An 18,090-nucleotide genomic window follows, 5' to 3' on the forward strand; every position below is an offset into this window, starting at 1 on the left:
CTAGGCACCCGCCCCTGCCCCGACAGCCGGACTCCTCCGCGAGGAATCCGGCTGTCGGCGCTGTCTGGGTGGTGCGGGCTACCTGCCGGGCCGGCGGCGGCGGGCCAGGGCCCCGGCACCACCGAGCACGGTGAGCAGGGCCAGGCCCGCGAGGGCCCCGACCGGGGCGCCGGTGGCTGGCAGTTGCCCGCCGCCCGGGCCGGCGGTGGGCGGCGCGGTCGCGTCCGGGCTCGTGGGCGCCGTCGTCGGTGAGGGCTCCTCGGTCGGCTCCTCGCCGGGAGTCGTCGGCTCCGGCTCGGGGAGCGGCTCGGTGATGAGCCACCAGTTCTCGACGAAGAAGTCCGCCGGGTCGATGACACCGCGCTCCTGGGCCCACTCGATGAGCAGCTGGCGGATCTCCAGGCGCTCGTCGTAGACCACCTCGGCGTCCGCCACGTGCGGGAAGGCCCCACCGCCGCTCTGGCGGTAGTTGTTCACCGCCATGACGAACTCGTCGTCCTCGACCACGGGCGTGCCGTCGGGGTGGGACAGGCCGGTGATCCGCTCACCGACCGGCTGGGAGATGTCGATGAAGTACTCGAGCCCTGAGATGACGTCGTAGTTGTAGTCCGGCACGCCCTCCGGGCGGTCGGGGTAGACGGCGTTCGTGCCGGTCTCCGGGTCGAACTCCGCGCCCTCCTCCACCTGGTTGAAGTACCGGGCCGAGTACTCGAGGTAGTCGCGCAGCTCCGCACCGGTGAGGACCACGGCCGAGAGCGTGTTCTCGTAGATGTACAGTCCCGCGATGTCCGCGATCGTCACCTCGCCCTCGGGGAAGACGGCCGTGCGCGAGAAGGGCGAGGCCTGGGAGATGACGGTCCGCCCGGCGCGGTCCTCCTCGCTCAGCGCCGCCTCGACGGTGGTCTGCTGGACGTGGTTGATGAAGTCGATGATCGGGGTGTCCTCGTAGCGCGAGGTCTCGGCGAGCAGGTCCGTCACGGACTCCGCGACCGGGGTGTTGACGTACCCGACCGTCGTCTCGTGCTCCTCGGCGAGCAGCTCGCGCAGGCCCTCGTCCTCCGCGTGGTCGGTGCCGCGGTGCGCCACCGCCGTCGGGACGTTGCCCTCGCTCCAGTCGACCTCCCAGCCGCCCTCGCTGCCCGGGACGAGGTTGAGGGTGGTCTCGGTGACCGACCGGGCCCAGTAGGTGGGCTGGGTCATCAGCACCTGCTCGCCCGCGACGTTGGTGAACAGCCGTTCGGGGACGTCCTGGTGGGTGTGCCCGGCGACGATGACGTCGATGCCCGGCACCAGGCGTGCGATGTTGCCGGTGACGTCCTCGTGCAGCGCGGCGGGGTCGTAGTCGGCGTCCGCCACGTTGCCCTCACCGGTGTGCGCGATGACGACGACGACGTCGGCGAGCGCGTTCACCTCCGGCACCCACTCCTCGGCCGCCGTCACCATGTCCTGGAACTCCAGCACGCCCTCGACGTGCTGCTTGTCCCACACCCGCACGCCCGGCGTCACGAGCCCGAGGACACCGACGGTGACGTCCTCGCCGTCGATCTCCATCTCCACGAGCTCGTAGGGCTGGTGGTAGGGCTCACCCGTCTCGACGTCGATGACGTTGGCGCCGAGCAGCGGTGCCTCGAGGTCCTCGTCGTAGGCGCTCAGCAGGTCGAGCCCGTAGTTGTACTCGTGGTTCCCGACGACCTGGACGTCGTAGTCCAGGGCGTTGAAGGCGGTGGCCACGGGGTGGGTGGTCTCGTCGTCGAGGATGGCCTGGCGGCCCTCGCCCATGCCGTAGTAGTAGGTGAGCGGGGTGCCCTGGATCGCGTCGCCGTTGTCGACGAGGAGGACGGAGTCCTCGCCCTTCTCGGCCCGCACCTCTGCGACGGCGGTGGCCACTCGGGTGAGCCCGAGGGAGTCGTCCGCGGGGAAGGCCGTGCCCCGGAAGTAGTCCCAGTCGTAGACGTGGCCGTGGACGTCGGTGGTGGCCAGGAGCGTGAGCTCGAGCCGGTCCGGCTCGACGGGCTGGCCGGCGGCGGGTGCTGCCGCCGCGGCCAGGAGGAGAGCCGCCGTGGTGGCGGCGAGAACTGCCCTGCGTGTGCGCATGTGGTCCTTCCGGGTGGGTGCGGACGTCGCCTGTCGTGCGGGCCGGTCCGGCGCGCCGTGGGCGGACGCTGACGAGGCTAGCGGGCCGCTGTGACACAGGGCACCCCCGTACGCTCAGGTCCATGCCCAGCCCTCGTGCGCCCCACCTGCCCGCCGTGCTCGCCGACGGGCTGCGTGCCGACCTCGCCGCCGGCTTCACCCGCGCGGACGTCGAGGACGCCCTCGGCCCCGTCGCGGCGGCCGCGCTCCGGCGTGAGGAGCCGGTCGCCGCCCGCCGCGCGACGGAGGGAGCGCGCGAGCCCGCCGCGGTCCTCTCCCGGCTCTTCCTCCTCGGCGGGGCGGTGTCCCGGGCCGCCCTCGACGCCGCGCTGCCGCGGACGACGACGGCGGGAGCCACCGCCGTCGGGCTCGTCACCGCGGCGGGGGAGGACGCCGCCGACGAGGTGCGCGCCGCCGTCGACCTGCGGCCCTACGAGGCGAGCGACGCGGCCGGTGACGCCCGCTGGTGGGTGACCTCCGACCTCGGGGAGCTCGCCACCGGCCGCAGCCTCCACGCCGACCACGTCCTCGGCATCGGGGGCGCCTCCCTCACCCTCGCCCGCATCACGGTCCGCGACCACCGGCCCCGGGTGCTCGACCTCGGCACCGGCTGCGGCGTCCAGGCGCTCCACGCGACCCGGCACGCCGAGCACGTCCTCGGCACGGACATCTCCCGCCGCGCCCTGGACTTCGCCGCCTTCAACTCCTCTCTCGCCGGGACGTCGGTCGAGCTGCGCGAGGGCTCGCTGCTCGAGCCGGTGGCCGGGGAGCGCTTCGACCTCGTCGTGTCGAACCCGCCGTTCGTCATCACCCCGCCCGCCGCCCACGCCGCCGGCCTGCCGGTCATGGAGTACCGCGACGGCGCCATGCCCGGTGACTCGCTCGTCGCCGACCTGGTCTCCGGTCTCGGCACCCACCTCGCAGCCGGGGGCGTGGCGCAGCTCCTCGGCAACTGGGAGCACCACGCCGGCGAGGACTGGCGCGAGCGGGTGGGCACCTGGCTCGAGGCCGCGGGCACCGACGGGTGGGTGGTCCAGCGCGAGGTGCAGGACCCCGCCGAGTACGCCCACACCTGGTTGCGCGACGGCGGCCTGCGGCCGGGCACCGCGCTCTTCGACACCGCGCTGTCCGCGTGGCTGGACGACTTCGCCGCCCGCGGGGTGGAGGGCGTCGGGTTCGGCTACCTCGTCCTGCGCCGGCCTACCGAGGGGTCCCGTCCACGCTGGCGCCGCGTCGAGGAGGTCACCACGCCCGTCCACCGCCCGCTCGGCGGCCACGTCGCCCACGTGCTCGCCGCCCAGGAGTGGCTCGCCGCGACGGACGACGCCGCCCTCGCCGACCACCGTCTGCGGGTGGCCGAGGACGTCACCGAGGAGCGCCACCTGCGTCCCGGGGAGCCCGACCCGCGCGTCCTCCTCCTGCGCCAGGGCGGCGGCTTCGGCCGGACCTACCAGCCCGGCACGCTCGTCGCCGGGGCCGTCGGCGCCTGCGACGGTGAGCTGACGCTCGGACAGATCGTCGCTGGGCTCGCCGTCGTCCTCGATCAGGCAGCCGACGCCGTCGCCGCCGAGGTGCTGCCCGCCGCCCGCGAGCTGCTCCTCGACGGCGTCCTCCTGCCCGCCGACTGACCCGCGGCCGCGACGGCGCCCGCCCGGCTGCCGCACCCACGTCCCCTCCTCCTGTGGGCACCCGCCCGGGCCTGCCGCGGCCGAGCCGACCCCGACACCTGCGAGCCCCATCGGGTACCGTCACCCCGACACGCCCCCTGTGGACAGAAGGAAGGTAGGCGGTGACAGGTACCCGCAAGCTCGTGATCGTCGAGTCGCCCGCGAAGGCGCGCACCATCGGCGGATATCTCGGGCCGGAGTTCGACGTCGAGGCCAGCGTCGGGCACATCCGCGACCTGCCTCAGCCCTCCGAGCTGCCCGCCGAGATGAAGAAGGGCCCCTTCGGCAAGTTCGCCATCGACGTCGAGGGCGACTTCGAGCCGTACTACGTCGTCGACGCCGACAAGAAGAAGAAGGTCACCGAGCTCAAGCGCGCCCTCAAGGACGCCGACGAGCTCTACCTCGCCACCGATGAGGACCGCGAGGGGGAGGCCATCGCCTGGCACCTCCTCGACGTCCTCAAGCCCAAGGTGCCGGTCAAGCGGATGGTCTTCCACGAGATCACCAAGGAGGCCATCGCCCGCGCGCTGGAGAACACCCGCGAGCTCGACGAGCGCCTCGTCGACGCCCAGGAGGCGCGCCGCATCCTCGACCGCCTCGTCGGTTACGAGGTCTCCCCGCTGCTGTGGCGCAAGGTCCGCCCGCGCATCTCCGCGGGCCGTGTCCAGTCCGTGGCCACCCGGATGGTCGTCGAGCGGGAGCGCGAGCGCATGGCCTTCCGCGCCGCCTCCTACTGGGACGTCAAGGGCACCTTCACCGGCGACGACGGCGGGGGCACCCGCCCCTTCGAGGCGCGTCTCGTCAGCCTCGACGGCGCGAAGGTCGCCACCGGGCGTGACTTCGGTGACGACGGCCAGCTGACCGCTGCCGCCCGCAGGAACAGCGTCGTGCACCTCGAGGAGGCCACCGCCACGGCGCTGGCCGAGGCGCTCGAGCAGGCGCCCGCGCGGGTCTCCTCGATGGAGACCAAGCCGTACACCCGCCGTCCCGCCGCGCCGTTCACCACCTCCACGCTGCAGCAGGAGGCCAGCCGCAAGCTGCGGATGAGCGCCCGCGAGGCCATGCGCACCGCGCAGGGGCTGTACGAGAACGGCTTCATCACCTACATGCGGACGGACTCCTCGGCGCTGTCGCAGCAGGCGATCGCCGCGGCCCGGGCGCAGGCCACCGAGCTGTACGGCGCGAACTACGTCCCGGCCAAGCCCCGGTTCTACGCGCAGAAGTCCAAGGGCGCCCAGGAGGCGCACGAGGCCATCCGGCCCGCCGGTGACTCCTTCCGCACCCCCGCCCAGGTGGCCGGCCAGCTCACCGGGGCCCAGTTCCGGCTCTACGAGCTCATCTGGAAGCGCACCGTCGCCTCGCAGATGGCCGACGCCACCGGCTCCACCGCGACCGTGCGCCTGCGCGCCGACGCCGCGCTGGCCGAGGGCACCCGCCAGGCCGAGCTCAGCGCCTCCGGCACCGTCATCACCTTCCGCGGCTTCCTCGCCACCTACGAGGAGGGCCGGGACGCCGAGCGCTACGCCGAGTCCGGTGCGCAGGACAAGGAGACCCGCCTCCCGCAGCTGGCCGAGGGCGACCCGGTCGGCACCGAGTCCGTCCGTGCCGAGGGGCACGAGACCACCCCACCCCCGCGCTACACCGAGGCCAGCCTCGTCAAGGTGATGGAGGAGCGCGGCATCGGCCGCCCCTCCACCTACGCGGCGACGATCTCCGTCATCACCGACCGTGGCTACGTCGAGCGCCGCGGTCAGGCCCTCGTCCCGACCTGGCTCGCCTTCTCGGTGGTCCGGCTGCTCGAGGAGTACCTGCCCCGGCTCGTCGACTACGACTTCACCGCCGCGATGGAGACCGACCTCGACCAGATCGCCGCCGGTCAGGAGGACCGCGTCGAGTGGCTCGCGCGGTTCTACCGCGGCGAGGGGGAGCGCGAGGGGCTGCGCACGCAGGTCGAGAGCCTCGTCGACATCGACGCGCGCGCGGTCAACAGCATCGACATCGGCGAGGGCATCACGCTGCGGGTGGGCCGCTACGGCCCCTACCTCGAGACCACCGAGGAGGAGGGCAAGCGCGCCTCCGTGCCCGACGACGTCGCCCCCGACGAGCTCACCGTCGACAAGGCCCGCGAGCTGCTCGCGGCCAGCGCCGAGGACGGGCGCGAGCTCGGGACCGACCCGGGGACCGGACACACGATCATCGCGAGGACCGGGCGCTACGGCCCCTACGTCACCGAGGTGCTGCCCGAGCCGGAGGAGCCGGCAGCCGCCGAGGGCGCGAAGAAGCCCGCGAAGAAGAAGGCCGCACCCAAGCCGCGCACGGCGTCGCTGTTCAAGACGATGCAGCTGGAGACGGTGAGCCTCGAGGACGCCCTGCGGCTGCTGTCCCTGCCGCGCGTCGTCGGCACCGACCCGGAGTCCGGTGAGGAGATCACCGCGCAGAACGGCCGCTACGGTGCCTACCTCAAGAAGGGCACCGACTCCCGCACGCTGCCCGACGGTGAGGACCAGATCTTCGAGATCACCCTCGAGGAGGCCCTCGAGCTCTACAAGCAGCCCAAGCGCGGCCGCGGGGCCACCGCCAAGCCGCCGCTGCGCGAGCTCGGTGAGGACCCGGTCAGCGGCAAGCCCGTCGTCGTTAAGGACGGTCGCTTCGGCCCGTACGTCACCGACGGCACGACCAACGCGACCCTCCGCAAGGACGACGACGTCGAGACGGTCACGCCCGAGCGTGCGTTCGAGCTCCTCGCCGAGAAGCGTGCCAAGGCCCCGGCCAAGAAGACGACCACCCGCAAGACCCCCACCCGCAAGCCGGCTGCCAAGAAGGCACCCGCGAAGAAGAAGGCCTGACATGGCACCGCCCGCGCAGCCGACCATCAACCCGCGGCACTTCCTCGCCATGGCGACGGTCAGCGGCGTGGTGCTCAGCACCACCGCCCTGCTGTGGGTGTTCGACCTCGTGCCGTTCGGGGTCTTCATCGGCGTGGTCGCCGCCCTCGCGGTCGGCCAGGCGGTGGGGATCGTCCTGCTCCAGCGGGGCGCGAGGCAGCGCGCGAGCCGCGCCGAGCGGCTGCCGGGCGGTGCGTCGACCCTCGGGCCGGACAGCCCCGGCGCCCGGTACGGGTACGACCCGATGGGCGACCTCGGCCCCGGCGGGGGCCGCTAGCCTCCTGCCATGACCTCGACGCTCGAGCTGACCTCCGCCCCCGACCCCCTCGACGCGCCGCCGCTGCGCTGGGGCATCCTCGGTGCGGGCGGCATCGCCCGGACCTTCGCCCGGCAGGTGCCCGCGCACAGCAGCGGCCGGGTCGTCGCCGTCGGGTCGCGGGACGGTGCCCGTGCCGCGGCCTTCGCCGAGGAGCACGGGATCGACCGCTCCCACGGCGGGTACGACGCGCTCCTCGCGGACGAGGACGTCGACGCCGTCTACGTCGCCACGCCGCACAGCGAGCACCGCGACCACGCGCTGCTCGCCGTCGAGGCCGGCAAGCACGTCCTCGTCGAGAAGGCCTTCACCCGCAGCGCCGCCGAGGCCCGGGAGGTGTTCGCGGCCGCCGAGGGGCGCGGCGTCTTCGTCATGGAGGCCATGTGGACCCGCTTCCTGCCCCACGTCGTCGCGATCCGCGAGCTCGTGCGCAGCGGTGCCATCGGTGAGGTGGTCGCCCTGCACGCCGACCACGGGCAGCGCCTGGACCAGGACCCGGCCGGTCGTCTGCTCAACCCGGCGCTCGCGGGCGGGGCGCTCCTCGACCTCGGCGTCTACCCGGTGTCCTTCGCCCACGACCTGCTCGGCACGCCCGACGCCGTCGTGGCCGCCGGCAGCCTCACGGAGACCGGCGTCGACGGCCAGGAGACCGTGCTCCTGCAGTTCGGCGCCACGACGCAGGCGGTGTGCTCGTCGACGCTCTGGGTCCGCACGCCCGGCCGGGCCGCCATCAGCGGGACCGAGGGCGTCATCGAGATCGAGGGACCCTTCTACGGCCCGACGACGTTCACCGTGACCCGCGGCGACGAGCAGGTCACCGTCCGCCCGCGCCACGAGGGCGGCTTCCAGTACGAGGCCGCCGAGGTGGCCCGCTGCGTCGCCGATGGCCGCGCGCAGTCGGGGACGATGAGCTGGGACGACACCGTCGCGGTCATGGAGACGATGGACGAGGTCCGCCGCCAGCTCGGGGTCGTCTACCCGGGTGAGTAGTCCCTCCCGCCCCGTCGCCGCGGGCTCTCGGCGACGGGCAGCGGGGACCTGGGGTGTCGGCGGGGCTCGTTAGGCTGGGGCGGTGACGACCCACGCAGCGCCCCTGTTCATCGCCCTCGAGGGCGGGGACGGCTCGGGCAAGACCACCCAGGCCGGGCTGCTGCGGGAGTGGCTCGAGGCGCGGGGCCGCGAGGTCGTCCTCACCCGGGAGCCCGGCGGCACGGACCTGGGCCGCACCCTGCGCCGCGAGGTGCTCCACGGCGAGGACCTCGACCCGCGGACCGAGGCGCTCCTCTACGCCGCCGACCGCGCCCACCACGTCCACACGCTCGTCCGGCCCGCCCTGGCCCGGGGCGCCGTCGTCGTCACCGACCGGTACATCGACTCCTCCGTCGCCTACCAGGGCGCCGGCCGCCGGCTGGGCCGCGAGGAGGTCCGCGAGCTGTCGACCTGGGCGACCGGCGGCCTGCTGCCCGACCTCACCGTCGTCCTCGACCTCGACGCCGCCACGGCCGCCGCCCGCCGCTCGGGCGCGCCGGACCGTCTCGAGCGGGAGCCGCACACCTTCCACGAGGAGGTGCGCGCCGGGTTCCTCGACCTCGCGGCCGCCGAGCCGGACCGTTACGTGGTCGTCGACGCGGCACTGCCGCCGCGGGAGGTCCACCGCGCCGTCGTCACCCGCCTGGCCCCGCTCCTGGGGGTTGACCGATGAGCGTGTGGGACGACGTCGTCGGTCAGCGCGAGGCGGTACAGACGCTGCGCTCGGCGGCCGAGGCGGCCCGCGGGATCGCCGCCGGGGGTGACTCGCGCGGCACGGGCATGACCCACGCCTGGCTGATCACCGGCCCGCCCGGCTCGGGCCGGTCGGTCGCCGCGCGCGCCTTCGCGGCCGCGCTCGCCTGCACCGACCCGCACGAGGTGGGCTGCGGACACTGCCACGGCTGCACGACCACCCTCGCCGGCACGCACGCCGACCTCCAGGTCATCACCACCGAGCGGGTGAGCTTCCGCATCGAGGACATGCGCCCGATCGTCTCCGACGCCCAGCAGTCCCCCTCCCAGGGGCGCTGGCGGGTCATGCTCATGGAGGACGCCGACCGGATGGTCGAGCGCACGTCCAACGTCCTGCTCAAGGCGATCGAGGAACCGCCGCCGCGCACGGTGTGGCTGCTGTGCGCCCCGAGCCCGCAGGACCTCATCGCCACCATCCGCTCCCGGTGCCGGACCGTCTCGCTGCGGGTCCCGGCCGCCGAGGACGTCGCCGAGCTGCTCGTGCGCCGCGACGGCATCGAGCCGCGCATCGCCCTCATGGCCGCGCGCGCCGCCCAGAGCCACGTCGGGGTGGCACGCCGGCTGGCGACCGACCCGCAGGCGCGGGAGCGGCGCCGGGCCATCCTCACCGTGCCGAGCCGCATCCGCGGGGTCGGGGACGCCGTGCTCGCCGCCGCGGACCTCGTCGAGCTCGCCCAGGCCGAGGGGAAGGCAGCCACGGAGGAGCGCGACGCCGCCGAGCGTGCCGAGCTGCTGCGCACGCTCGGCGCCGAGGGGGAGACGCGGCTGCCGCCCGCCGTGCGGTCCCAGGTCAAGCGCCTGGAGGACAACCAGAAGAGCCGCGCCACGCGCGCGCAGCGCGACGTCCTGGACCGCGCGATGGTCGACCTCCTCTCCCTCTACCGCGACGTCCTCGTCGTCCAGCTCGGCGCCGACGTGCCGCTCGTCAACACCGACCTCGCGGCGGAGCTCCGCGCCCTGGCCGGTGACTCCACCGCCGAGCAGACCGTGCAGCGGATGGACGCCGTCGGGACCGCGCGGACCCGCCTCGCGGCGAACGTCGCCCCTCTCCTGGCGGTCGAGGCGATGATGGTCGAGCTCCGCCCGCAGGCGGGCGCGGCCCACTTGTAGAGTGGCGCCGGTGAGCCGGATCCTGCGCGCGAGCCTCGCGCTCGTCACCGTGACCGCCCTCGTCGCCTGCAGCGCGAGCGAGGACCCCGACGGCGCCACCGCCGAGGAGTCGCGCTCCCCGCGCACCGACGAGCCGATGCCGGAGGTGCCCGCCGGGCTCGAGGACGTCTACGGGCAGTCCCTGAGCTGGGAGGACTGTGGCAACGGCTTCGACTGCACCGACGTCACCGTGCCCCTCGACTGGGAGGAGCCCGACGGCGAGACGATCTCCCTCGCCGTCAAGCGCCGCGCCGCGGGTGCCGACGAGCCGGTCGGCTCGCTGCTCATCAACCCCGGCGGTCCCGGGGGCTCCGGCGTCCAGCTCGTCGAGGCCGCCCCGCTCATGTTCTCCGCCGACCTCCTCGACGGGTACGACGTCGTCGGCTTCGACCCGCGCGGTGTGGGCGCCTCCACCCCGGTGGACTGCGTCAGCGACCCCGAGCTGGACGAGATGCGCTCGGAGGACTTCGACACGAGCACGGAGGAGGGCATGGCCGCGTTCACGGCGGCCGCCGACGAGCTCGCCGCGGCCTGCGAGGAGAACAGCGGCGAGCTGCTCCCCTACGTCGACACCGTCAGCGCCGCCCGGGACCTCGACGTGCTGCGGCACGTGCTCGAGGAGCCCCGCCTCGACTACCTCGGCTACTCCTACGGGACCCACCTCGGTGCCGTGTACGCCGAGCTCTTCCCCGAGAACGTCGGACGCATGGTTCTCGACGGGGCGCTCGACCCCTCGCTGAGCAGCGACGAGATCGTGCTGGGGCAGGCGGCGGGCTTCGAGCGCGCGATCCGCGCGTACGCCGAGGACTGCCTCGCCGGCGGCGGATGCCCGCTCAGCGGTGACGTCGACACCGCGGTCGGGCAGGTGCGGGACCTGCTCGAGCTGGCCTCCCACACGCCGCTGGAGACGGGCACGGACCGCAAGCTCACCGCCCCGCTCATGTTCTCCGGGATCATCATGCCGCTGTACGACGACGCGTACTGGATGCTCCTCACCTCCGCCCTGGACGCCGCGATGAACCAGCAGGACGGCTCGCAGCTGCTCTTCCTCGCCGACCTCGCCGCCGAGCGTGAGGAGGACGGGACGTACCTGACGAACTCCAACGAGGCGAACATCGCCATCAACTGCATCGACTACCCCGTCGAGGGCGGGCCCAAGGAGTGGCGGGAGCAGGCCGCGGAGCTGGAGAAGATCTCCCCGACCTTCGGCCCGGCCCTCGCCTACGGCGACGTCACCTGCGCCGCGTGGCCCCACGAGCCGCGCGTCGAGCGCGCCCCCGTCAGCGCCGCTGGTGCGGAGCCCATCGTCGTCATCGGGACGACCGGTGACCCCGCGACCCCGTACCCGTGGTCCGAGCAGCTCGCGGAGCAGCTGGAGTCCGGCGTGCTGGTGACCTACGAGGGCGAGGGGCACACGGCCTACGGGCGCGCGGACGACTGCGTCACCGATGCCGTGGACGGCTTCCTCCTCGAGGGCACCGTCCCCGAGGACGGCCTCGTCTGCTGACCTTTTTGGTCCACGGGGCTCGCCCCGGTACAGTGGTCCGCGCTGCCCCGCGCGGGCCGCGCCGCCTTAGCTCAGTCGGCAGAGCGTCTCACTCGTAATGAGAAGGTCGTGGGTTCGATTCCCACAGGCGGCTCCACCCCCCTCCCGCAGACGTACGATGGTCTTATGGACTACGTTGTGGCGCTGCTTCCCTCCATCGGCCTGGCGATCATCTTCGTCGTCGTGCTGCGCGCCATTCTCTTCGCCGACCGTCGTGAACGAGCGGCAATTCGGGAACTCGAGAACGAGGCGAACAACTCCGCTTCACTCGTCGCTCAAGATGATATTGCCGCGCAGCGTGACAATGACGATTCCCCGAATTAGTGTGTGTGTATCGCTATTCGGCAGGGGGTAGCGGGAGCGATCATCGCTGCGGTCCTCAGGACTGAGAAGTACAGGAAGAGAATCAGATGGTGCAGAAGGTCATGGTCACTCTTATCGACGATGTGGACGGGACTCCCGCGGACGAGACGGTCCTCTTCAGCCTTGACGGCGTGAACTACGAGATCGACCTCACGACCGACAATGCCGCCAAGCTGCGTGACGCGCTCGCCCCCTGGGTCGGCCACGCCCGCCGGGCCGGCGGACGCCGGACGAGCGGCGGCGCCCGCTCGGGGCGTCGTACGAGCGGCGGCGGGGGGAGCAGTGACGCCGCGAAGGTCCGCGAGTGGGCCCGCGCCAACGGCTACACGGTCTCCGACCGCGGCCGTATCCCGGCCGAGGTCACCGAGGCCTACGCCAAGGCGAACTGACGCGAGGGGAGGGCTGCGGACCACCAGGTCCGTGGCCCTCTCGCGCGTCCACGGGACGAAAGGCACCGCGACGCCGCGGCCCTCATGGGTGATGATGGGGGTATGACCTACACGCTTGTGCTGCTCCGCCACGGCGAGAGCGACTGGAACGCCAAGAACCTGTTCACCGGCTGGGTGGACGTCCCGCTCTCGGAGAAGGGCACCGAGGAGGCGCTGCGCGGCGGCGACCTGCTCCTCGACGCCGGTATCGAGCCCGACGTCGTCCACACCTCCCTGCTGCGCCGTGCCATCATGACGGCGAACCTCGCGCTCGACCGCGCAAACCGTCACTGGATTCCGGTCAAGCGCCACTGGCGTCTCAACGAGCGCCACTACGGCGCTCTCCAGGGCAAGGACAAGAAGGCGATCCGCGAGGAGTACGGCGAGGAGCAGTTCATGCTCTGGCGCCGCTCCTACGACGTCCCGCCGCCGGCGATCGAGGCCGGCTCGGAGTTCTCCCAGGACAGCGACCCGCGTTATGCCGGTGAGCCCATTCCGGCGAGCGAGTGCCTCAAGGACGTCCTCGAGCGCGCGCTTCCCTACTGGGAGTCCGACGTCATTCCTGACCTCAAGGCCGGAAAGACCGTCCTCGTCGCCGCGCACGGGAACTCCCTGCGCGCGATCATCAAGCACCTTGACGGCATCGACGACGACACGATCTCCGGTCTCAACGTGCCCACCGGCATCCCGCTCCTCTACGAGCTGGACGAGAACCTCAAGCCCACCACCCCCGGTGGTCGCTACCTCGACCCGTCCGCCGCCGAGGCGGCGATCGCCGCGGTCGCCAACCAGGGCAAGTAGGACCGACGCACGACGAACGGGGGCCGGCTCAGCCGGCCCCCGTTCGTCGTGCGGCCGTCAGCGCTCGCCGGCGGTCTCGTCGCGGGCGACGGAGTTGGTGAGGTCACCGGTGACGAGGTAGCTCGTGCGACGGGCGACCGAGACGCCGTGGTCACCGAAGCGCTCGAAGTACCGGCCCAGGAGCACGCCGTCGACCATCTGCTGCTTGGTCATCTCGATCTCGGGGTCGAGGAGGATCGCGAAGGTCTGCTTGTGGAGGGCGTCGAGGGCGTCGTCGTCGCGCTCCACGCCGGCTGCCAGCTCGAGGTCGCGGGTCGCGAGGAGGTCGCTGACCTGGTGGGCAACCTTCGTCGCGGCCTCGCCCATCTGGGCGAAGATCTCCCGCATCGCGGGGCTCGGGGCCACCTCGGGGTAACGTCCACGCGCCACGTAGGCGATGTGCCGGGCGAGGTCGCCCATCCGCTCGATGGTCGCCGACATCCGCAGCGCCGCGATGACGACGCGCAGGTCGGTGGCGACCGGCGCCTGGCGGGCCAGCAGCGAGATGCACTGCTCGTCGAGGCTCCGCTCGATCTCGTCGATCTGCTCGTCGGCGCGGATGACCTGCTCGGCCAGCTGGAGGTCGGCGGTCTGGAGCGCGGTGGAGGCCTTCTCGATCGCGTCGATGACCAGCCGGCTCATCCGCTGGAGGTCCTCACCGACCTGGGCCAGCTCCTGCATGAAGATCTCGCGCACGTTTCGCTCTCCTCGGTCTCGTCGTGATCACACCGTAGCGTTCCAGGGGGCGGTGAACGACAGGTGGCGGCCGGGTGAACAGCCGGGTGTCCGCCCGGACGACCGGCCTCGCGGGCCGCGGAGGGGCTTACCCTCGGACTCGTGGAGGGGATCTGGCCGTTCGTCGTCGTCGCGCTGGTGGGGGTGGCGGTCGGCGCCCTCGTGCGCGGCTTCTTCCCCGCGCGGGCGCGTCGCGCGCCTGCCGTCACGCCGATCAGCGAGGGCGTGAGCAAGGACGCCCGGGAGCTGCTGCGGGCGCTACGCTCCACGGTCCTCGTCCTGGACGCCACCGGGGACGTCCTCCAGGCCAGCCCCTCGGCCTACAGCTACGGCCTCGTGCGCTCCGGCCGCGTGGCCCTGCCCGTCGTCACCGAGCTCGTCGAGCGCGTGCGCGCCGACGGCGTCCCGTACGACCGCGAGCTCAGCCTCCCGCGCGGCCCGCTCGCCGGCGCGGGCGAGATGATCTTCCAGCTGCGCGTCGTGCCGCTCACCGCCGGCCGCATCCTCGTCGTCGCGGACGACCACACCGCAGCCCGCCGCCTGGACCAGGTGCGCCGCGACTTCGTGGCCAACGTGTCCCACGAGCTCAAGACGCCCGTCGGTGCCCTCGCACTGCTCAGCGAGACCGTCGAGGAGGCGGCCGACGACCCCGAGGCCGTGCGCCGCTTCACCGCCCAGATGCGGCGCGAGTCCCGCCGGCTCACGGCGCTCGTCCAGGAGATCATCGACCTGTCGCGGCTCCAGGAGCCGGACGCGCTCGTGGACTCCGAGCTCGTCGACGTCGACGCCGTCGTCACCGAGGCCGCCGACCGCGTGCGCGTCGAGGCGGAGTCGCGGCGCATCACGCTCGCCGTCGGCGGTGAGAGCGGCCTGCACGTCTTCGGCGACGCCGACCTCCTGACCACCGCCGTGCGCAACCTCCTCGACAACGCCCTGCGCCACTCCGACCCGCTCGGACGCGTGTCCGTGGGCGTGGCGCGCGACGGGGACCAGGTGCGCATCGCCGTCGTCGACCAGGGGGAGGGGATCTCGCCCGCCCAGCAGGAGCGGATCTTCGAACGCTTCTACCGGGGTGACCCAGCCCGTGCCCGCCGCACCGGCGGGACCGGCCTGGGCCTGAGCATCGTCAAGCACGTCGCCGCCGACCACGGCGGTGAGGCCGAGGTGTGGTCCAAGCCCGGCGCCGGGTCGACCTTCACCCTCGTCCTGCCGCTCGCCGACCCGCCGGCGTCACCCACCGAGCCCGCCACCGCCCCGCCGCCTGCGACAGGAGTGCCGAGACAACCATGACCACGATCCTGCTCGTCGAGGACGAGGAGTCCTACCGGGAGCCGCTCACCTACCAGCTCGAGCGGGACGGGTACGACGTCGTCGCCGTCGACAACGGGCTGGACGCCCTGTCCGCCTTCGACCGCGCGGCCCCCGACCTCGTCCTCCTCGACCTCATGCTGCCCGGCATGTCCGGGACCGAGGTGTGCCGCGAGCTGCGCCGGCAGGGCAACACACCGGTCATCATGCTCACCGCCAAGGACGACGAGTTCGACAAGGTGCTCGGCCTCGAGCTCGGCGCCGACGACTACGTGACCAAGCCGTACTCCTACCGCGAGCTCGTCGCCCGGGTCCGGGCGGTCCTGCGCCGCGGGAGCGAGGCGGCGGGGGAGGAGTCGGCGGGCGTCCTCGAGGTCGGCCGGGTGCGGATGGACGTGGGCCGCCACGAGCTCGTCGTCGGCGGCCAGCCGGTGCGGATGCCGCTGCGGGAGTTCGAGCTCCTCGAGGTCCTCATGCGCAACGCCGACCACGTCCTCACCCGCGGCCAGCTCATCGACCGGGTGTGGGGGGCGGACTACGTGGGGGACACCAAGACCCTGGACGTCCACGTCAAGCGCATCCGGGCGAAGATCGAGCCGGAGCCCTCCGCGCCCGAGATGCTCCTCACCGTCCGGGGGCTCGGGTACAAGCTCGTCGCACCGGAGCAGACCCCGTAACCTGTCGGTGCTGCTGGACACCTCAGCGACACGACAGGGGACGGGATGATCAAGCGCACGGGACGACGACTCGCGGCCGGGACGGCACTCGTCGTGGTCGCCGCGGCCGGGTGCGGCACGGACAGCTCCTCGATCGCCGGCGCGGGCGCCTCGTCCCAGGAGATCGCGATGCAGGCGTGGCTCGCCGGCCTGCACGACCTGAACCCCGAGATCCTCGCGTCCTACGACCCGACCGGGTCCGGGGCGGGCCGGGAGATGTTCACGACCGGCGCCGTCGACTTCGCCGGCTCCGACGCCCACCTCGACGACGAGGAGGTCCTCGAGGCGCAGGAGCGCTGCGAGGGCGGGGAGGTCCTGGAGCTGCCGCTGTACATCTCCCCGATCGCCGTCGCCTACCACCTGCCCGGGCTGGACGTGGAGCACCTCCAGCTCGCGCCCGAGACGATCGCCGGGATGTTCGACGGCCGCATCGAGCGGTGGGACGACCCCGCGATCATCGCGACCAACCCGGGCGTGGACCTGCCGGACCTGAGGGTCGTGCCGGTCAACCGGTCCGACGACTCCGGCACGACGGAGAACTTCACCGAGTACCTCGCGCAGGCGGGCGGCGGTGCCTGGCCGCACGAGCCGAGCGGCACGTGGCCGCGCTCGGGGACCCACTCGGGCCAGCAGAACGTCGGGATGGTCTCCACCCTCGAGGCCGCCGAGGGGACGATCGGCTACGTCGACGCCTCCCAGGTGACCGCCGAGCTGGGCACCGTCGCGGTCGGCGTGGGCGAGGAGTTCGTGCCGTTCTCCCCGGAGGCGGCGGCCGCCGTCGTCGACGCGTCGCCGCCCGCCCCGGGCGCCACGGACACCCGGCTCATCATCGAGCTCGACCGGGCCACCGAGACGTCCGGCGCCTACCCCGTCGTTCTCATCTCCTACACGATCGCCTGCACGCGCTACGACAGCGCCGAGAAGGCGCAGTCGGTGCAGGCCCTGCTCAGCTACATCGCCAGCGAGGAGGGCCAGGCGCGCGCCGCGTCACCGGAGGTGGCGGGCGCAGCGCCGATCTCCGCGGACCTGCGCGAGCGGGTCATGGCCGCCGTCGACCGGATCGAGGGACCCGCCGCCGGCTGACGCCGGTCACGGCACGTAGTCGGCGTACTGGGGGAGCGTCGAGTCGAGCACCGGCACGTTCGCTGAGACCGTCCCGAGGCCGGTCGCCTCGACGAGGCCCTCCGCGTTGGCGCCCGGGGCGACGGGCACGGACGGCACGACGACGATCTCCTCGACGCCGAGCAGGACGTGCTCGTTGGCGGGGACGGGGACCTGGATGCCGCCGTCGCCGATGGTCAGCGACATGACGACGTCCTCCTCGGTGTCGTTGACGAGGCTGCCGAAGACCTGGCCCTCGGCGCCCTCCTCCTCGGACAGGACCATGAGGTTCTCGGCCCGGACCTCGTCGGTGATCTCGACCCGGACGCCGTCACCCGCGTTGTACAGCTCGGCGGTCTGGATCGGGGTCATCACGCTGCAGCTGGCGACGAGCGCGGAGGCACCGAGCACTGCGGCGCCCCGAAGCAGGTGGTGGAAGCGGGCCAAGACGGTCTCCTTCGTCGACGTGTCCCCCCAGGCTACCGGGCCGCGGGCCCCGCACGCGCGGCCGTACGCGCGATCCCGGCCACGCGCGGCGACCGGCTCGCGCGGGTGGGAGGAACGGCGGAACCCGCGGAATGGCGCCATTTCCGCGTGCTAGAATAGGCACTCCTCGCGACCAAGGAGCATGACAACTATGACCTTCACCGTCGGTGAGACCGTCGTCTATCCCCACCACGGAGCCGCCCTCATCGAGGCGATCTCGAAGAAGGTCATCAGGGGCGAGGAGAAGCTCTACCTCAAGCTCCGTGTCGCCCAGGGCGACCTGACGATCGAGGTCCCGGCGGACAACGTCGACCTCGTCGGCGTGCGTGACGTCGTGGGCAAGGAGGGCCTGGAGAAGGTCTTCGAGGTGCTGCGCGCCCCCTACACCGAGGAGCCGACCAACTGGTCGCGCCGGTACAAGGCGAACGTCGAGAAGATCGCGTCCGGCGACGTCATCAAGGTCGCCGAGGTCGTGCGCGACCTGTCCCGCCGTGACCAGGACCGCGGCCTGTCGGCCGGGGAGAAGCGCATGCTCGCCAAGGCCCGCCAGATCCTCGTCTCCGAGCTCGCCCTCGCCGAGCGCACCGAGGAGGACAAGGCCGAGGCCATCCTCGACGACGTCCTCGCCTCCTGAC

General features: G+C 72.8%; 17 protein-coding genes and 1 tRNA gene. 15 read left to right on the forward strand and 3 right to left on the reverse strand.

Annotated elements, in window-relative coordinates:
• Nucleotides 1–78 precede the first annotated feature (78 nt).
• Nucleotides 79–2,094 (reverse strand): bifunctional metallophosphatase/5'-nucleotidase, encoded by a 2,016-nt coding sequence (locus tag GD632_RS13465; protein ID WP_152192730.1) that lies wholly within the window; start codon nucleotides 2,092–2,094, stop codon nucleotides 79–81.
• 122 nt (nucleotides 2,095–2,216) lie between these two features.
• Between GD632_RS13465 and GD632_RS13470 the strand changes: the two genes are divergently transcribed.
• From GD632_RS13470 to GD632_RS13520, 11 genes are all read left to right on the forward strand, one after another.
• Nucleotides 2,217–3,761: a DUF7059 domain-containing protein gene (locus GD632_RS13470; protein WP_152192731.1), complete on the forward strand. Its 1,545-nt coding sequence runs from the start codon at nucleotides 2,217–2,219 to the stop codon at nucleotides 3,759–3,761.
• Between the two features lie 161 nt (nucleotides 3,762–3,922).
• Nucleotides 3,923–6,646, forward strand: coding sequence for a type I DNA topoisomerase (gene topA / locus GD632_RS13475; protein ID WP_152192732.1), 2,724 nt, complete (start codon nucleotides 3,923–3,925; stop codon nucleotides 6,644–6,646).
• Between the two features lies 1 nt (nucleotide 6,647).
• Nucleotides 6,648–6,962, forward strand: coding sequence for a hypothetical protein (locus GD632_RS13480; protein WP_152192733.1), 315 nt, complete (start codon nucleotides 6,648–6,650; stop codon nucleotides 6,960–6,962).
• A 9-nt stretch (nucleotides 6,963–6,971) separates the two neighbouring features.
• Nucleotides 6,972–7,991, forward strand: coding sequence for a Gfo/Idh/MocA family protein (locus GD632_RS13485; RefSeq protein ID WP_152192734.1), 1,020 nt, complete (start codon nucleotides 6,972–6,974; stop codon nucleotides 7,989–7,991).
• Between the two features lie 82 nt (nucleotides 7,992–8,073).
• Nucleotides 8,074–8,703 carry a dTMP kinase gene (gene tmk, locus GD632_RS13490; protein ID WP_152192735.1) on the forward strand — a complete coding sequence of 210 codons (630 nt, stop codon included), beginning with the start codon at nucleotides 8,074–8,076 and terminating at the stop codon, nucleotides 8,701–8,703.
• Entirely contained in the window at nucleotides 8,700–9,893 is a 1,194-nt protein-coding gene (locus tag GD632_RS13495) for a DNA polymerase III subunit delta' (RefSeq protein WP_152192736.1), read from the forward strand. The genes tmk and GD632_RS13495 overlap by 4 nt, the downstream gene beginning before the upstream one ends.
• A gap of 10 nt (nucleotides 9,894–9,903) precedes the next feature.
• Entirely contained in the window at nucleotides 9,904–11,439 is a 1,536-nt protein-coding gene (locus GD632_RS13500) for an alpha/beta hydrolase (protein WP_226924874.1), read from the forward strand.
• A 60-nt stretch (nucleotides 11,440–11,499) separates the two neighbouring features.
• Nucleotides 11,500–11,575, forward strand: a tRNA-Thr gene (locus GD632_RS13505).
• A 29-nt stretch (nucleotides 11,576–11,604) separates the two neighbouring features.
• A complete protein-coding gene (locus GD632_RS13510) occupies nucleotides 11,605–11,802 on the forward strand; it encodes a hypothetical protein (RefSeq protein WP_152192738.1) in 198 nt (65 codons plus the stop codon).
• 86 nt (nucleotides 11,803–11,888) lie between these two features.
• Nucleotides 11,889–12,230 (forward strand): histone-like nucleoid-structuring protein Lsr2, encoded by a 342-nt coding sequence (locus GD632_RS13515; RefSeq protein ID WP_152192739.1) that lies wholly within the window; start codon nucleotides 11,889–11,891, stop codon nucleotides 12,228–12,230.
• A 102-nt stretch (nucleotides 12,231–12,332) separates the two neighbouring features.
• The gene (locus GD632_RS13520; RefSeq protein WP_152192740.1) at nucleotides 12,333–13,070 is read left to right on the forward strand and encodes a phosphoglyceromutase; all 738 of its coding nucleotides are present in this window, start codon (nucleotides 12,333–12,335) and stop codon (nucleotides 13,068–13,070) included.
• A 57-nt stretch (nucleotides 13,071–13,127) separates the two neighbouring features.
• Here the strand turns inward: GD632_RS13520 and phoU are convergent, their stop codons facing one another.
• Nucleotides 13,128–13,805, reverse strand: coding sequence for a phosphate signaling complex protein PhoU (gene phoU, locus GD632_RS13525; protein WP_152192741.1), 678 nt, complete (start codon nucleotides 13,803–13,805; stop codon nucleotides 13,128–13,130).
• Nucleotides 13,806–13,946: 141 nt separating this feature from the next.
• Here phoU and GD632_RS13530 point away from each other — a divergent pair, with 141 nt between their 5' ends.
• Genes GD632_RS13530 through GD632_RS13540 form a run of 3 tightly spaced genes read left to right on the forward strand, consistent with a single transcriptional unit; the run spans nucleotide 13,947 to nucleotide 16,951 of the window.
• On the forward strand, nucleotides 13,947–15,134 hold the full coding sequence (locus GD632_RS13530) for a sensor histidine kinase (protein ID WP_152192742.1): 1,188 nt from the start codon (nucleotides 13,947–13,949) through the stop codon (nucleotides 15,132–15,134).
• Nucleotides 15,131–15,829, forward strand: coding sequence for a response regulator transcription factor (locus GD632_RS13535; protein ID WP_152192743.1), 699 nt, complete (start codon nucleotides 15,131–15,133; stop codon nucleotides 15,827–15,829). Before GD632_RS13530 ends, GD632_RS13535 begins: the two co-directional genes overlap by 4 nt.
• A gap of 45 nt (nucleotides 15,830–15,874) precedes the next feature.
• Nucleotides 15,875–16,951 carry a phosphate ABC transporter substrate-binding protein PstS gene (locus GD632_RS13540; RefSeq protein ID WP_152192744.1) on the forward strand — a complete coding sequence of 359 codons (1,077 nt, stop codon included), beginning with the start codon at nucleotides 15,875–15,877 and terminating at the stop codon, nucleotides 16,949–16,951.
• A 6-nt stretch (nucleotides 16,952–16,957) separates the two neighbouring features.
• Here GD632_RS13540 and GD632_RS13545 read toward each other — a convergent pair whose 3' ends face one another.
• Nucleotides 16,958–17,416 (reverse strand): hypothetical protein, encoded by a 459-nt coding sequence (locus GD632_RS13545; RefSeq protein ID WP_152192745.1) that lies wholly within the window; start codon nucleotides 17,414–17,416, stop codon nucleotides 16,958–16,960.
• 190 nt (nucleotides 17,417–17,606) lie between these two features.
• On the opposite strand from GD632_RS13545, the gene GD632_RS13550 reads away from it, so the two are divergent.
• Nucleotides 17,607–18,089, forward strand: coding sequence for a CarD family transcriptional regulator (locus GD632_RS13550; RefSeq protein WP_152192772.1), 483 nt, complete (start codon nucleotides 17,607–17,609; stop codon nucleotides 18,087–18,089).
• Nucleotide 18,090 lies beyond the last annotated feature (1 nt).

It is taken from the genome of Georgenia satyanarayanai, from assembly GCF_009193135.1.
Lineage (GTDB): Bacteria > Actinomycetota > Actinomycetes > Actinomycetales > Actinomycetaceae > Oceanitalea > Oceanitalea satyanarayanai.

Excerpts from the sequence above, each read along its gene's own strand:
- GD632_RS13535 (WP_152192743.1), top strand. The coding sequence starts at position 15,131 with ATGACCACGATCCTGCTCGTCGAGGACGAGGAGTCCTACCGGGAGCCG.
- GD632_RS13540 (WP_152192744.1), top strand. The coding sequence starts at position 15,875 with ATGATCAAGCGCACGGGACGACGACTCGCGGCCGGGACGGCACTCGTC.
- GD632_RS13550 (WP_152192772.1), top strand. The coding sequence starts at position 17,607 with ATGACCTTCACCGTCGGTGAGACCGTCGTCTATCCCCACCACGGAGCC.
- GD632_RS13480 (WP_152192733.1), top strand. The coding sequence starts at position 6,648 with ATGGCACCGCCCGCGCAGCCGACCATCAACCCGCGGCACTTCCTCGCC.
- GD632_RS13510 (WP_152192738.1), top strand. The coding sequence starts at position 11,605 with ATGGACTACGTTGTGGCGCTGCTTCCCTCCATCGGCCTGGCGATCATC.
- GD632_RS13470 (WP_152192731.1), top strand. The coding sequence starts at position 2,217 with ATGCCCAGCCCTCGTGCGCCCCACCTGCCCGCCGTGCTCGCCGACGGG.
- GD632_RS13465 (WP_152192730.1), bottom strand. The coding sequence starts at position 2,094 with ATGCGCACACGCAGGGCAGTTCTCGCCGCCACCACGGCGGCTCTCCTC.
- GD632_RS13515 (WP_152192739.1), top strand. The coding sequence starts at position 11,889 with ATGGTGCAGAAGGTCATGGTCACTCTTATCGACGATGTGGACGGGACT.
- GD632_RS13485 (WP_152192734.1), top strand. The coding sequence starts at position 6,972 with ATGACCTCGACGCTCGAGCTGACCTCCGCCCCCGACCCCCTCGACGCG.
- GD632_RS13520 (WP_152192740.1), top strand. The coding sequence starts at position 12,333 with ATGACCTACACGCTTGTGCTGCTCCGCCACGGCGAGAGCGACTGGAAC.
- GD632_RS13495 (WP_152192736.1), top strand. The coding sequence starts at position 8,700 with ATGAGCGTGTGGGACGACGTCGTCGGTCAGCGCGAGGCGGTACAGACG.